Here is a 13,088-nt window from a genome sequence, read left to right as displayed (position 1 = left end):
CGGCGAAATAGGGCCGGCGCTTCAAGTCACCTCGGCGCCGATCCCGAAGCCACGCCCGTCAGCCGACCATGCGCCGGCGCCGGCCATGGCGAGCGCCAGGAAGCCGCCGGCAATGGCGATATCCTTCATCAGCATCTGCTGGTGCAGGAAGGCAAGCGTGGCGTCGTCGCCGCCCTGGCCATAATGGCCGATGAAACCCGCAACCACACAGAAAGCGGCAAGCAGCAGCGCCACGATCCGCGTCTGGAAACCGACGAGGATCAACAGCCCGGCAATCAGCTCGAACAGCCCTGTGCCCCAGGCTGCCAAAGCCGGCAGCGGCAGGCCGAGGCCGGCGAAATAGTTGATCGTGCCGCCGATATTGGTAAGCGCCTGGAAGCCCGATGGCACGAAGAGCGCGGCAAGAAGGAGCCGCGAGACCAGAAGCAACGCGTTGCGAAACATGGCCACCTCCCTTGCCGGCGCCCGGTCGGCATGACGCCGGCTGCCGGTGCAGTCTACGCCTGCAACGAAAAAGCGGCGCGAAAAATTCCGCGCCGCTTGCGTTCAGGGCTGGGAGGGAAGACTTAGGCGCGCTTGGCGTCGATCGAATAGGAGCCGGCGCCGGACGAGGCGAGCAGGATGAAGCCGCCGGTGATGGCGAGGTTCTTGAGGAACTGGATCATCTGCATCTGATCGGCCCAGCCGGTGTGCGCGACCAGCCCGGTGGCGATCGTGAAGATGGCCAGCACCCAGGCGGCGATGCGGGTCTGGAAGCCGAGGAGGATGGCAAGGCCGCCGAGCAGTTCGATCAGGCCGACGACGACGGCGGTTACGGTCGGCACCGGCAGGCCGAGAGCCCCGAAATAACCGGCGGTGCCGGAAATGGCGGTGAGCTTGCCGAAGCCGGAAAGCAGGAAGATGACGGCAAGCAGAATGCGGCCGAGCAGGATCGTGGTGGAGTTGTTGGATGCTGCGCCGTTGCCGGCGACGGAAGAGTTGATGGACATGGCGGTTCTCCGAACGGGGTTGAATGGCCCGTTAGATAAACGATGGAGACTGTTCACAAAAAGCCGCCTATGCGGCAACACATTGTTCACAGGACGTATGTTTTCGGGATTCGCGGGCAGGCGCGAAAATCATGTCGGTAGATGAGGTGAAGGAGGTAAATTGTACTGCCGCAAAATCCCGATCGCTTCTTCATCCACGGGCGGAGCAAGGAGCGAAGCGACGCGGCGCAGACCCGAGGATCCATGCCGTGACGTCAAAACAGCCGCTGCGGTGCAGGTTTTTGCTCCGTCGTGCTCCACGCCCGAAGTAACGGCATGGATTCCAGGGTCTCGGCGACGGAGCTTCGCTCCTGCTTCGCCCTGGAATGACGATCTCGCGAGGGTCTTGCCCTGCGTCGGGTCCTTTTACCCCGGATGCGTCATGTCCTCCGGGCGCACCAGGCGGTCGTAATCGGCTTCGCTGACCAGCCCGGTGGCGAGCGCTTCCTCGCGCAAGGTCGTGCCGTTCTTGTGCGCGGTCTTGGCGATTTTGGCGGCGTTGTCGTAGCCGATGGTCGGCGCCAGCGCCGTCACCAGCATCAGCGAGCGCTCGAGCGCGGCCTTGATGTTGTCTTCCCGCGCCTCGATGCCCACCACGCAATTGTCGGTGAAGGACACGGAAGCGTCGGCCAGCAACTGCACCGACTGCAGGAAGTTGTAGGCCATCAGCGGGTTGTAGACATTGAGCTCGAAATGGCCTTGGCTGCCGGCGAAGGTGAGCGCGGCATTGTTGCCGAACACCTGCACGCAGACCTGCGTCAGCGCCTCGCACTGGGTAGGATTGACCTTGCCGGGCATGATCGAGGAGCCGGGCTCGTTTTCCGGCAGCGACAGCTCGCCGAGGCCGGAGCGCGGGCCTGAGCCGAGCAGGCGGATGTCGTTGGCGATCTTGAAGAGGGCCGCGGCCGCGGCGTTGATCGCGCCATGCGAGAACACCATGGAGTCGTGTGCGGCGAGCGCCTCGAACTTGTTCGGCGCGGTGACGAAGGCGATGCCGGTGATCGAAGCGATGCGATCCGCCACCTTTTCCGCGAAGCCGACCGGCGCATTGAGGCCGGTGCCGACGGCGGTGCCGCCCTGCGCCAGCTCCTGCAAACCGGGCAGCGTCTGCTCGATACGCTTGATCGACGAGGCGACCTGCGCGGCATAGCCGGAAAATTCCTGGCCGAGCGTCAGCGGGGTGGCGTCCTGCGTGTGCGTGCGGCCGATCTTGATGATGTGGTTGAACGCGCGGGCCTTGGCGTCGAGCGCCTTGTGCAGATGATGCAGGGCCGGGATCAGATGGTTGACGACCCGCTCGGCGCAGGCGATGTGCATGGCCGTCGGATAGGTGTCGTTGGACGACTGGCTCATATTGACGTGGTCGTTCGGGTGCACCGGCTTCTTCGAGCCCATGATGCCGCCGAGCATCTCGATCGCCCGGTTGGAGATCACCTCATTGGCGTTCATGTTGGACTGCGTGCCCGAGCCCGTCTGCCACACCACCAGCGGGAAGTGATCGTTAAGCTTGCCGTCGATGACTTCCTGCGCGGCGTCCACGATCGCCTTTCCGATGGCGGGATCGAGCCGCTTCATCTCCATGTTCACTTCGGCAGCGGCGCGCTTGACTATGCCGAGCGCACGCACGATCGAAGCCGGCTGCTTCTCCCAGCCGATCTTGAAATTGCCCAGCGAACGCTGTGCCTGCGCGCCCCAATAGCGGTCGGCCGCCACTTCGATCGGGCCGAACGTATCGGTTTCTGTTCTGGTCTTCTCAGCGCTCACGGCAACTCTCCGATCTGTCGATTTGGGCAAGGGCGTATCGCGTTGCACAAACGGCATCAAGCGGAGATTGCGGGCAGGAAAGATGCAAATCGGTTGAAGAGAAGGCTCACCCCAGCGGCGGCCCGACAATGTCGATGCCGTTCTCGGCGCACAGTCTCGTCAGCCTCTCAAAGCTTGGGTTCAAGGACTGAGACAGCCTATTGAGCGGTCAATCTCACCCCGCCTAGCCGCCATCCACCCGGCGGGCTATCGCTCGATATGATCTTTATCCCGCCGAGGCCAGCCCGACGGGAGCGGGATGGCGTAGCGCCAGCCGCCCCGCGACGAAGTCCTTGACCTGACGCACCGCCTGCTCGCGCGTGACGCTGCCCGGCTGCAGGCCGAGCCTGAGCCACAGCCCGTCGATCAAAGCGGTGACGCCAAGCACGATCTCGTCGGCCAGTTCGGGCGAAGCGAGGCCGCGCAGGCCGGACAAGAGGTTCGAGCGCATGCGCGCGTGGATCACCTTCTGGATGCGCGCCAGCTTCTCGTCGCGCGGCACCTCGGCGCAGAGCGACAGCCAGGCATGGCAGAGTGGCGGCAGGAACAGGTGCTCCTCGAAATTGCCCTCGATCACGGCATCCAGCCGCTCCATCGGCGTGCGCGCCCGCTGCAGCCTGGCGACCACGGCGTGACAGAGCACGGCGTTGGCTTCGCGCATGGCGTGCTCGAACAGCTCCTGCTTGTTGCGGAAATAATGCAGCACGATGCCCTTCGAGGCGCCGGCCTGGGCCGCGACCTTTTCCAGCGTCGCGCCGGCGATGCCTTCGCGCTCCAGAACGGCGAACGCCGCCTGCCGCAACTCCTTGCGGCGTATGTCGCTGAGGCGCGTGAGTTTCAACGGACCGATCCATGCATGGCGAATCCATGTTGACATTTTCGTCCGATCAGATCAACGATTGACCAGTGGGACAATAAATCGACCAAAAGGTCAATTTCGACGATGAGGAGAACCGGAATGTTGCGCATGCTTGCGAATGGCGTCTGTCTCGCGGCCCTGATCATGGCTTCCCAGGCGGCCCGGGCCGCCGAGGCCGAAAGCTGTAAAGCGGTCCGCATGGCCGAGCCAGGCTGGAACGATCTCGCCTTCACCACCGGCGTGGCCAAGGTGTTGCTCCAGGCGCTCGGCTACGAGCCGCAGAGCGAGGTGCTCGGCATCAACGTCATCTACGAAGGGATGAAGAACAAAGACCTCGATCTGTTCCTCGGCTACTGGGACCCGGCGATGGTCACTTACTATGAGCCCTACAAGAAGGACGGCTCGATCGAGAATGTGAGGGTCAATCTGGTCGGCGCCAAATACACCTTCGCCGTGCCGACCTATGTCTGGGAGGCCGGAGTCAAGGATCTTTCCGACCTGCATAAGTTTGCCGACAAGTTCGGCAAGAAGATGTACGGCATCGAGCCCGGCTCCAACCAGCTGATGATGGACGCCATTGCCGATCCGCAGTTCCAGCTCGATGGCTGGCAGGTTGTCGAGTCGAGCGAGGCGGGCATGCTCTCGGAGGTCGGCTACGAGATCAAGGAGAAGCAGTTCATCATCTTCCAGGGCTGGGCGCCGCATCCGATGAACACGATGTACGACTTCAAGTACCTGACCGGCGGCGACAAGTTCTTCGGTCCGAATTTCGGCGCCGCCACCGTGACGACGCAGGTGCGCAAGGGTTTTCTGCAGGAATGCCCGAACGTGGCGCAATTCCTGAAGAACCTCGCCTTCGACATCGACATGGAAAATGTCGGCATGGGCTACCTCATCAATGACGGCATGAAGCCGGAGGACGGGGCGTTGAAGTCGATCACCTTGCACAAGGACCGCCTCGATACGTGGCTCGCCGGCGTCACCACCTTCGACGGCAAGCCCGGCCTTGCAGCGGTCAAGCAAAAGCTCGGACTGTGAGGCCGGCAGCTTTTGAGCTGGCGGATCAGGAGGCCGAGCAGGACGCCTGGGCCGGCCACAAGCGAAGCGTCGACGTCGGCGGTCTCGACCTTGCCTATGTCGAGGTCGCCGGCTCGGAGCCGCCGCTGCTCCTGGTTCATGGCTTCACCGACACCAGCCGCAGTTTCTCGCTGCTGACCCCGCATCTTCCGGGGCGCTGGCTGATCATGCCGGACCTGCGCGGCCACGGTGGCTCGCCAGCGGGCCAGGGTTTTGCTGTCGCCAGTTTCGCCGACGACATTGCTGGGCTGATCCGGCGCCTGCGACTAGACCGGCCGGTCGTTGTCGGGCATTCGCTGGGTGGCATGGTCTCGATCGCGCTGGCCGCCCGGTATCCAGAGCTGATCGGCGGGTTGGTGATCCTGGCCAGCACACTGAAGCCCGATTTCGGATCGGATCACCCGTTGATCGATGGCGTCACGGCTCTGCGGGATCCGATCTCGCCGTCCGATCCGTTCTATGACTGGTGGCATGCCTGCCAGCCGGTCGTGCCGCGGGCTTTTCTGGCAGGTCTGGCGAAGGACGCTTCGGCGATTCCCACAGCGCGCTGGCGCGCCATTCTCGAGGAAGTCCGCAGCACCGATCTGACCGCCGCGGCGCGGACCGTGCAGGTCCCGACGCTGATCATCGCCGGCGGGCGCGACCCGCTTTTCGGCCCCGCGCACCAGCAGTCGATGGCGGAGGCGATCGCCGGGTCGCGTCTGGTGTGGGCGCAGGATTGCGGCCATAACCCGCATTGGGAAGACCCGGCCTTTGTCGCCAACGCAACAGCGGGCATGTTTCCGGCCGCGTGACTACCGCAACAGCGACCGGCTCGTCGGTATCAGGCGCAACGTCTCGACCGGCTTTGTGGAAACAGCCGTCATGGTTTCGTGGGCCGCCTGCCATGCCGGCGAAGCGGCGAGGGCGGCTTGATGGCCGGCATGGACATCGACATCATCGAAACCGGTGACGATGACAAAGACATTTTCCGCGGCACGCACCGGCAGCCGCGGAAACGTGTTTTCGGCATGCTCGCTGATGAAGGCGCCGAGCAGCCGGGCGCCGTTTGCCGCAAGCAGCGGAGCCGCCTCCGCCCGGAAGCGCTCGGCAAAGCCAGCCTCGATGCCTGGCTGCAAATGATGAATCGAAATCTCAACAAAGCCTGACAAGCGGCTCTCATCGTTCGTAGTTTCAGCCTCGGTATCTGTCGGCCGAAGCAACCCCGAGAGGTTGAACGCCGCACCCGGCCAGGCCGGCTTCAGCAGCAGCACGTCGTCGGAATCGATCATCGTCGCATTGGCGGCATCGCGATGCGCGGCCCAGACTGGCCTGCAATAGAAAGCGCTCAGCGCGTCCTTCCTTGCCTCCATGTCCTCGAAGCCGCGCAGCCAGACGAACATGTCGGGACGGTCGAGGTCGCGGAACTGGCCGATGACGGTCATGCCCGTCGCTTCCTGCGTCTCGACGAACTCGCGGTCGAACAGCGCGATCAGCGTTTCGCGCTGCCCCGGCTTCAGCGCGTATTGCCGCAGGTCCACGACAGGCGAGGCAAGGCGGAAAGGCCGGTTCATGGTCGGAATCTCAAAACAGGGTGATCGTCCTGTTTTATAAACAGACCGGTTGTCCTGTTTTGTCAATCTGATATTTTCTTTTCCTTCTCCCACAACGCGAGAAGGGAAGGTCGCATATGGCTCGCAAAAAGCGCACCAACGATCCGGAAGGCATGCGCCGGCGAGTCCTCGACGTGGCGGAAGACGCCTTCCAGGCGCGCGGCTATCACGCCTCGAGCCTCGGCGATCTGATGGCGGCGGCCGGCGTCACGGGCGGCGCGCTGCACCACCATTTCCCGACCAAGAAGGCGCTGGCGCTGGCGGTGATCGAGGAACGGGTGGCGGCCGCGGTCCGGGAAACCTGGATCGACCCGGTGCTGGCGGCGCCGTCGGCCCGCCAAGGGGTGCGGGCCGTGTTCGAGGCGGTGGCCGCGGAGCTCGAACAGCAGGGCTATGTGCGCGGCTGCCCGCTCAACAACCTCGCGCATGAACTGTCGCTGGCCGACGATGAATTTCGCCTGGCGCTGGCCATGATCCTTGCCGATTGGCGCCAGGCGATCGCCGACAAGATCCGGGCCGACCAGCTGGGCGACGGGGAGGGTGGGACCGATCCGGAGCGTTTTGCGGCGCTCACCGTCGCTACCTATTCCGGCGCCATGTCGATGGCCAAGACATCCCAGGACGCCCGGGTGTTGCGGGAGTGCTTGCAGGGGTTGGAAAGTTTCGAGCTCTTGCCATCGCAGGGCGGATTGACGGCAAAGCACCGTCGTCGTGTGTTGCCACGGCCGAAAATCGGATAGTGCCTGCAGTCGACAATTACGCCTTACTCCTTCAGCGGCTTGATCGTCTCGAACCCCACCTCGCTCTGCGCGCTCGTTCCTTCGTCATAGCGCCGCGCCAGCACCGCCTGCAGGTCCGGCGAATACAGCGCGGTGAAGCTGTCGATGACCGCACCGGAATCCCCGGTGATCGTTTCGCCGACCACGAGCACATTGTATTTGCAGTCACCGAGCTTGTAGCTGTCCTTGCCCTTGACGGCCAAGGCCAAGGTCTCGGTGCCCTTCGGCGCCTTTTTCGAAGACAGGCGCACGAATTCGGTCTTGCTCTTGGCGCCGGCCTTCAGCGGGAACAGCTTCTTCAAGTCGCCGAGCGGGATCATCGACAGCCGCCCAGTGTCGCTGTCGCGGAACACTTCGATCAACCCGGCATAGAGATACTGCGTCTGCGGTGAATCCGATTCGTACTTGTTGGCGACCGCGATCATGCCGCCGGGCGCCGGCCGGAACTCGCTGCGGATACCGGGCTTTTCGAGCACGAAGCCGGCTTTCGCGGATTTGCCGTCGACGCAGTCGGCAGCCTGCGCGGTGCCGGCGAGCATGGCGAGCGTCATGCCGATTGTGAGGATTTTCATGCCTTCCTCCCCTGGATGCATGTTCCAAAGCAATGACAGACCACCGCTGTGCTGTCGACCAGGAGTCATTCACGATTGCACCGCGCGCGAAACGTCTTCACGGTGGACGAGCCGGCTCGAGGATGTTTAATCGAGTGACGATGAATCGCTCTTCGCCAGCACTCGTTTCGCGCCGCACCTTCATCGCCCGGATGGGAGGTCTCGCTGCCACCTGCGCCTTGCCTCGCGCGGCCGTCGGCCAGACCGGCAAGCGCATCCAGCCGATCGACGCCACCTTCCTCTTCATCGCCGATATCCATGCTTGCCGCATGGCGAGCGGGCTCAGCCCCAACTGCCGGCAGGAAGGCAAGACCGATGCAGCGCTTTTGCGCAATGTCGCGGCGCTAAACGCGATTGCAGACAAAAGGTGGCCGGCCGAGATCAACGGCGTCTCCACCGGCCTGCATTCGGCCGGCACCCGTATCGGCACGCCGCTCGGCCTCGTCACCGGCGGCGACATCACCGACGATGGCGGCGGCCAGGTCACCGAGCCCAGCGAAGGCACGCAGCTTCTGCAGTTCTCGCAGCGCTACCAGGAGGGCGTCGGGCCGGATCGCGTCCACATCCCGGTCTATGTCGGGCTCGGCAATCACGATCTCGACCAGAACGGCTCGCCGCCGCATGTCGACTGGTATCGCCGCGAATTGCGCGACTATGTCGAGGTCAATCATCGCCCAGGCGTGTTTTTCAAGCCGCCGGTGCCCGCAACCGAATATGATGTCGACACCGACTGCTATTCCTGGGACTGGGGCGGCCTGCATCTTATCCAGACGCACCGCTTCGCCGGGGACACCGGCCACGGCGTGCCGAGCAGCCTGCCCTGGCTGAAGCAGGACCTCGCCACCTATGCCGGCGACGGCCGTCCGGTCGTGCTGTTCCAGCATTATGGCTGGGACAGTTTCTCGACCGAGCGTTGGGACCCGGTGAAACGCACCTTTGACGACGATGGCACGGGCCGCCCGCATTGGTGGGGCGAGGCCGACCGCCAGGCGCTGCTGGCCGCGATCAGGGGTTACAACGTCATTGCCGTCTTCCACGGCCACCAGCATGAAGTGCCGATGATCTACCAGCGCGACGGGCTCGATATTCTCAAGCCGAAGGCGGCCTATATGGGCGGCTTCGCGCTGGCCAGGGTGACGGCCGACAACATGGATGTGGTGCTAGGCGAAGCAACTGGCGATCACGGCGAGATCGTCTTCACCAACGCCTTGGCCAAGCAATTCCAGACATGAAAAGGCCGCCCCACGGCGGCCTCCAAAGCCTTGTCGTCAACGGCTAAGAGATCAGAAAGTCTTCTTGACCTTGTCCTTCACGTCGCCATAGGCCTTCTGCACCTTGCCGGCGATCTTGTCGGCAACGCCTTCGACCTCTGTCCGCCGGTTGCCGGTGGCCTTGCCAGCCGCCTGCTTGACCGAACCCTTCATTTGCTTGGCAATGCCGGCGACCTGATCCCTGTTCACCATACGCGCATCTCCTGGGGTCTCGATGGGAGTTGGATGCGAGAACCGCATCCGGGTCTCATAACGTGCCGGAGCGGTTCAGGTTCCCGACCATGGCGACGTCTTTGTACCGGTGGTTGCATCGGGCAATACAATCCGGTTAGGTTCGCGGCGGCTGCGGGAGAGGCAGCCCTGGGGGAACCGGGTTTGCGTCTTCGTGTGGCTTTTGTCGCTATCCTGATGGCCCTGGCCGGCTGCGTTGCCGACGATGTCGGGCCGATCAATGTGCTGACCACGCAAGTCGGCCACCCGTCGCCCACCTACATCCCCGATCCCGCCGATGACGGCTCGACCGTCGTCGGGCTGGCCTTTTCCGGCGGGGGCACCCGCGCCGCGGCCTTTTCCTATGGCGTCTTGCGCGCGCTGGACGATATCGTCGTTGACCAGCAGCCGCGCCGGCGCACATTGGTCGACAACATCAGGATGATTTCCGGCGCCTCGGGCGGCGCGGTCGCTGCCGCTTATTTCGGTTATCGCGGCAGGGAAGGCTATGGCGATTTTCGCGAACGCTTTCTCATCCAGGACGCCGAGGCCGACCTCAGGACATCGCTGTCGCCGGTCAATTTCATCCGCGCCTATTATGGCGGCGTCAACGACCGCAGCGGTTTCGCCAGATGGCTGAACGACCATCTGTTCGACGGCGCCACATTCAAGGCCTTCCATCGGCCGAAGGGGCCGATCGTCTGGATCAATGCCTCCGACATCTACAATCGCACGCCGTTCCTCTTCACCTACGACACCTTCGCCGCATTGTGCAGCGACCTCGACAAGGTGCGGATTGCCGATGCGGTCGCGGCGTCGGCCGCCGTGCCGATCGTCTTCGCGCCGATCGTGGTCTCGGCGACCAGTCCCCATTGCGGTTACCGCAGGCCGCAATGGCTGAGCCTTGCGCTCGCGGATCGCAATGCCTCGCTGCGGCTCAAGGCCTATGCCAGCGCATTGGATTCCTACCAGAACGCCGACCCGCTCGACTATGTGAAGCTGCTCGATGGCGGCCTGACCGACAATATCGGCGTCACCGGCTTCACGCTCGAGCGCTCCGCCGCGGGCACGCCTTACGGGCCGCTGTCGCCCTCAGCGGCGGTGCGTCTGAACACGCTGATCTTCGTTGTCGCCGATGCCGGGAGCGACAGCGACGTGAGCTGGGCGAAGTCCCTGCACGGGCCAAAGGCTGCCGAACTCCTCGATGCGGTGACCAGCACCACGCTCGCCGCCTCGGTGCGCGACGAGTTCGATGCGCTGAAACTCGCCGTCTCGCAATGGAAGGGTGAGCTGGTGCGCTATCGTTGCGGGCTGCCGGCTTCCACCGTTTCCGCCTATCGCGGATCGGCGGCCGGCTGGAACTGCCGTGATGTCCGCCTTGTGGTCCAGCACCTGTCCTTCGCCGATGTCGATCCGGCGATGCAAGCGAAGCTCAACGAAATTCCGACCAGGCTGCGGCTGTCTGTCGATCAGGTGGACCTGACGATCGAGGCCGGCCGCAAGGCGATCGAGGTCAACCCCGACATAAAGGCGGCGGTCGCCGCGATCCAGGCCCGCGCTGGCGTCAGGCCATCGGCGATAACGACGGCCGAAGCGGATTGACATCATCGGGAGACGGTCTTGGCGGAGTTCACCCTCTACATCGGCAACAAGTGCTTTTCCTCCTGGTCGCTCCGGCCATGGGTGGCGATGAAGCACCTGGATATCCCTTTCGAGGAAGGGTTCGTGCGGCTGCGCACGCCGGAAACGGCGGCCAACCTTGCCAAGGTGTCGCCGACCGGGCTGGTGCCGGTGCTGATTCATAACGGCAGGATCGTCTGGGAAACCCTCGCAATCCTTGAATATCTGGCCGATCTCTACCCCGAGAAAAAGCTCTGGCCGGAGGACCTCGGCGCCCGTCAGTTGGCGCGTTCGGTGGCGACCGAGATGCACTCCGGCTTCCGTGAGGTTCGCTACGGCTGGCCGATGAATCTGCGCCGGCCGAAATCGCACAAGCCGCTCGATGCCGAGGGCGAGGCGCAGCGGGCGAGGATCGAGGCGATCTGGCGCCAGTGCCGCGAGCAATATGGCGAGGGCGGTCCCTTCCTGTTCGGCCATTTCACCGCGGCCGATGCCATGTATGCGCCGGTCGTCACGCGCTTCGACACTTATGGCGGCGAGCTGGCGCCCGTCACCCGCGCCTATGTCGATGCGGTGTTGGCGACACCAGCGATGCGTTGCTGGTACGCCGAAGCGGCGAAGGAACCGTGGCCCGAGCCGGGGCCACACGAACAGGATTGAGCGCGGGACGGCTCCCAAATCGCGTCAACTGGTCCGATGGCGGGCTTCACGCTTCGGCCGCGCGGCCTATGTGAAGGAACGGGCCGGGCATCTGGAGATTTCTCATGACATCCGCAAATTCAGCACTCACGGGCAAGGTAGCGCTCGTCACCGGCGCCTCGTCGGGCATCGGCGAGGCCACCGCCGCAGTTCTTGCCGCGGCCGGGGCGAAAGTCGCGGTCGCCGCCCGTCGCGCCGATCGCCTCGAAGCACTGGTTGCCCGCATCGAGAAGGCGGGTGGCGTCGCTCTCGCCATTGAAGCCGATATTGCCAAGGCCAGCGACATTGTCGCGATGGTCGACAAGGTCGTATCCGAATGGGGGCGACTCGACATCCTCGTCAACAATGCCGGCGTCATGCTGCTTGCCCCCGCGGCCGAAGCCGATCTCGACGACTGGCGACGAATGATCGAGCTCAACCTGATCGGCCTGATGGCCACCACCAAAGCGGCGCTGCCGCATCTCAAGGCCTCGAAGGGCCATATCGTCAACGTCTCCTCGGTCGCCGGCCGCGTTGCCAATCCGGGCGCGACTGGCTACGCGGCGACCAAGTTCGGGGTGGTGGCTTTTTCGGAATCGCTGCGCCGGGAGGTCTATGCCGACAAGGTGCGCGTCACCGTCATCGAGCCAGGCCTGGTGCGCACCGAGCTCGGCGACCACATCACCAACGCGCAATCGAAGGCCGGGCTTGAACATCGCCTCGCCACGATGGAAGCGCTGACCGCCGAGGATATCGCGAACGCTATTTTCTATGCCGTCAGCCAGCCGCCCAGGGTCAACGTCAACGAGATACTTATCCGCCCGACCGATCAAGAACGCTGAACAACGAAAAACGCCTCTCGCGCTTTTACACGCGGGAGGCGTCTTTTTGCCGTCAACCTTTCTCGATTGCTCTCGAACTGCTGACAGCAAGGATAAAACCGGTAGCCGGCGAAAGAGTTCCCCGCAAAAGCGAAAAAATCGTGCTGCCGAAAAAATTGCGTTGAAGGATGGACGAACGTCCCGATCCTGCGTCAAGACAAGGGACGCATGAGGAATTGCCTTGCCGCTCGACCCCGCCATCACCTTATCGCTTTCGCAAAGCGCCGCCTTCGATTGTCAGAGCTGCGGCGCCTGCTGTTCCTACGCGGCCGACTGGCCACGCTTTTCGACCGAGGAGGATGAGCAACTCGACCGCATTCCGGCGGAGCTGGTCGCGGCCGACCAGTCAGGAATGCGCTGCGAGGGCGCGCGGTGCGCGGCGCTCACCGGCGAGGTCGGCAAGCATACGGCCTGCGGCATCTATGATCTCCGTCCCGATGTCTGCCGCGCCTGCATGCCCGGCGGCGCCGACTGCCTTATGGCGCGGGCGGCGCACGGGCTGCAACTGCCAATCTCCCCCCTTGTGGGGGAGATGCCCGGCAGGGCAGAGGGGGGCGCTGTCCCGCCGGCGGTTCAGGCGAGCTTCGATCGGACATCCGAGTAGATTTCAAAAAGAGGAAACTGAGAGGCCGCATTCCTTCGCGCCCCCCTCTGGCCTGCCGGCCATCTCCCCCACAAG

At 63.9% G+C, this 13,088-nt stretch carries 15 protein-coding genes; 8 read left to right on the top strand and 7 right to left on the bottom strand.

Annotated elements, in window-relative coordinates:
- Positions 1–21 precede the first annotated feature (21 nt).
- The 4 genes from LCM4577_RS18925 to betI all read right to left on the bottom strand — a co-directional run bounded on the left by LCM4577_RS18925 (position 22) and on the right by betI (position 3,708).
- The gene (locus LCM4577_RS18925) at positions 22–444 is read right to left on the bottom strand and encodes a DoxX family protein (RefSeq protein WP_071034991.1); all 423 of its coding nucleotides are present in this window, start codon (positions 442–444) and stop codon (positions 22–24) included.
- Between the two features lie 122 nt (positions 445–566).
- A complete protein-coding gene (locus LCM4577_RS18920; RefSeq protein WP_040980879.1) occupies positions 567–989 on the bottom strand; it encodes a DoxX family protein in 423 nt (140 codons plus the stop codon).
- 405 nt (positions 990–1,394) lie between these two features.
- The gene (gene fumC / locus LCM4577_RS18915; RefSeq protein ID WP_041012471.1) at positions 1,395–2,792 is read right to left on the bottom strand and encodes a class II fumarate hydratase; all 1,398 of its coding nucleotides are present in this window, start codon (positions 2,790–2,792) and stop codon (positions 1,395–1,397) included.
- Positions 2,793–3,057: 265 nt separating this feature from the next.
- Positions 3,058–3,708 (bottom strand): choline-responsive transcriptional repressor BetI, encoded by a 651-nt coding sequence (betI, locus tag LCM4577_RS18910; protein ID WP_116390103.1) that lies wholly within the window; start codon positions 3,706–3,708, stop codon positions 3,058–3,060.
- An 81-nt stretch (positions 3,709–3,789) separates the two neighbouring features.
- Here betI and choX point away from each other — a divergent pair, with 81 nt between their 5' ends.
- Complete coding sequence (gene choX, locus LCM4577_RS18905) at positions 3,790–4,728, top strand: choline ABC transporter substrate-binding protein (RefSeq protein ID WP_071072823.1); 939 nt, start codon at positions 3,790–3,792, stop codon at positions 4,726–4,728.
- A complete protein-coding gene (locus tag LCM4577_RS18900) occupies positions 4,725–5,561 on the top strand; it encodes an alpha/beta fold hydrolase (RefSeq protein ID WP_244508372.1) in 837 nt (278 codons plus the stop codon). Before choX ends, LCM4577_RS18900 begins: the two co-directional genes overlap by 4 nt.
- On the opposite strand, the gene LCM4577_RS18895 is transcribed toward LCM4577_RS18900, so the two are convergent.
- Entirely contained in the window at positions 5,562–6,320 is a 759-nt protein-coding gene (locus tag LCM4577_RS18895) for an NIPSNAP family protein (RefSeq protein WP_071034987.1), read from the bottom strand.
- Between the two features lie 116 nt (positions 6,321–6,436).
- Between LCM4577_RS18895 and LCM4577_RS18890 the strand changes: the two genes are divergently transcribed.
- Positions 6,437–7,099: a TetR/AcrR family transcriptional regulator gene (locus LCM4577_RS18890; RefSeq protein ID WP_116390102.1), complete on the top strand. Its 663-nt coding sequence runs from the start codon at positions 6,437–6,439 to the stop codon at positions 7,097–7,099.
- 23 nt (positions 7,100–7,122) lie between these two features.
- On the opposite strand, the gene LCM4577_RS18885 is transcribed toward LCM4577_RS18890, so the two are convergent.
- On the bottom strand, positions 7,123–7,710 hold the full coding sequence (locus LCM4577_RS18885) for a hypothetical protein (RefSeq protein ID WP_041012476.1): 588 nt from the start codon (positions 7,708–7,710) through the stop codon (positions 7,123–7,125).
- Between the two features lie 140 nt (positions 7,711–7,850).
- Between LCM4577_RS18885 and LCM4577_RS18880 the strand changes: the two genes are divergently transcribed.
- Complete coding sequence (locus LCM4577_RS18880; protein WP_083354771.1) at positions 7,851–8,981, top strand: metallophosphoesterase; 1,131 nt, start codon at positions 7,851–7,853, stop codon at positions 8,979–8,981.
- A gap of 51 nt (positions 8,982–9,032) precedes the next feature.
- Here the strand turns inward: LCM4577_RS18880 and LCM4577_RS18875 are convergent, their stop codons facing one another.
- The gene (locus LCM4577_RS18875) at positions 9,033–9,212 is read right to left on the bottom strand and encodes a CsbD family protein (RefSeq protein ID WP_041012477.1); all 180 of its coding nucleotides are present in this window, start codon (positions 9,210–9,212) and stop codon (positions 9,033–9,035) included.
- A 216-nt stretch (positions 9,213–9,428) separates the two neighbouring features.
- Between LCM4577_RS18875 and LCM4577_RS18870 the strand changes: the two genes are divergently transcribed.
- The 4 genes from LCM4577_RS18870 to LCM4577_RS18855 all read left to right on the top strand — a co-directional run bounded on the left by LCM4577_RS18870 (position 9,429) and on the right by LCM4577_RS18855 (position 13,013).
- Positions 9,429–10,832: a patatin-like phospholipase family protein gene (locus LCM4577_RS18870; RefSeq protein WP_071072849.1), complete on the top strand. Its 1,404-nt coding sequence runs from the start codon at positions 9,429–9,431 to the stop codon at positions 10,830–10,832.
- Positions 10,833–10,850: 18 nt separating this feature from the next.
- Entirely contained in the window at positions 10,851–11,510 is a 660-nt protein-coding gene (locus tag LCM4577_RS18865) for a glutathione S-transferase family protein (RefSeq protein ID WP_071072820.1), read from the top strand.
- A gap of 104 nt (positions 11,511–11,614) precedes the next feature.
- Positions 11,615–12,370, top strand: a complete 756-nt coding sequence (locus LCM4577_RS18860; RefSeq protein ID WP_071034985.1) for an SDR family NAD(P)-dependent oxidoreductase — start codon at positions 11,615–11,617, stop codon at positions 12,368–12,370.
- Between the two features lie 238 nt (positions 12,371–12,608).
- The gene (locus tag LCM4577_RS18855) at positions 12,609–13,013 is read left to right on the top strand and encodes a YkgJ family cysteine cluster protein (RefSeq protein WP_083354774.1); all 405 of its coding nucleotides are present in this window, start codon (positions 12,609–12,611) and stop codon (positions 13,011–13,013) included.
- Positions 13,014–13,088: the final 75 nt, after the last annotated feature.

It is taken from the genome of Mesorhizobium sp. LCM 4577, from assembly GCF_001854795.2.
Taxonomy (GTDB): domain Bacteria; phylum Pseudomonadota; class Alphaproteobacteria; order Rhizobiales; family Rhizobiaceae; genus Mesorhizobium; species Mesorhizobium plurifarium.
This window is presented reverse-complemented; position numbering and strand designations above follow the sequence as displayed.

Coding starts and splice junctions, on each gene's coding strand:
- LCM4577_RS18925 (WP_071034991.1), bottom strand. CDS start 444: ATGTTTCGCAACGCGTTGCTTCTGGTCTCGCGGCTCCTTCTTGCCGCG.
- LCM4577_RS18920 (WP_040980879.1), bottom strand. CDS start 989: ATGTCCATCAACTCTTCCGTCGCCGGCAACGGCGCAGCATCCAACAAC.
- betI (WP_116390103.1), bottom strand. CDS start 3,708: ATGTCAACATGGATTCGCCATGCATGGATCGGTCCGTTGAAACTCACG.
- choX (WP_071072823.1), top strand. CDS start 3,790: ATGTTGCGCATGCTTGCGAATGGCGTCTGTCTCGCGGCCCTGATCATG.
- LCM4577_RS18895 (WP_071034987.1), bottom strand. CDS start 6,320: ATGAACCGGCCTTTCCGCCTTGCCTCGCCTGTCGTGGACCTGCGGCAA.
- LCM4577_RS18890 (WP_116390102.1), top strand. CDS start 6,437: ATGGCTCGCAAAAAGCGCACCAACGATCCGGAAGGCATGCGCCGGCGA.
- LCM4577_RS18885 (WP_041012476.1), bottom strand. CDS start 7,710: ATGAAAATCCTCACAATCGGCATGACGCTCGCCATGCTCGCCGGCACC.
- LCM4577_RS18880 (WP_083354771.1), top strand. CDS start 7,851: ATGAATCGCTCTTCGCCAGCACTCGTTTCGCGCCGCACCTTCATCGCC.
- LCM4577_RS18875 (WP_041012477.1), bottom strand. CDS start 9,212: ATGGTGAACAGGGATCAGGTCGCCGGCATTGCCAAGCAAATGAAGGGT.
- LCM4577_RS18870 (WP_071072849.1), top strand. CDS start 9,429: ATGGCCCTGGCCGGCTGCGTTGCCGACGATGTCGGGCCGATCAATGTG.
- LCM4577_RS18860 (WP_071034985.1), top strand. CDS start 11,615: ATGACATCCGCAAATTCAGCACTCACGGGCAAGGTAGCGCTCGTCACC.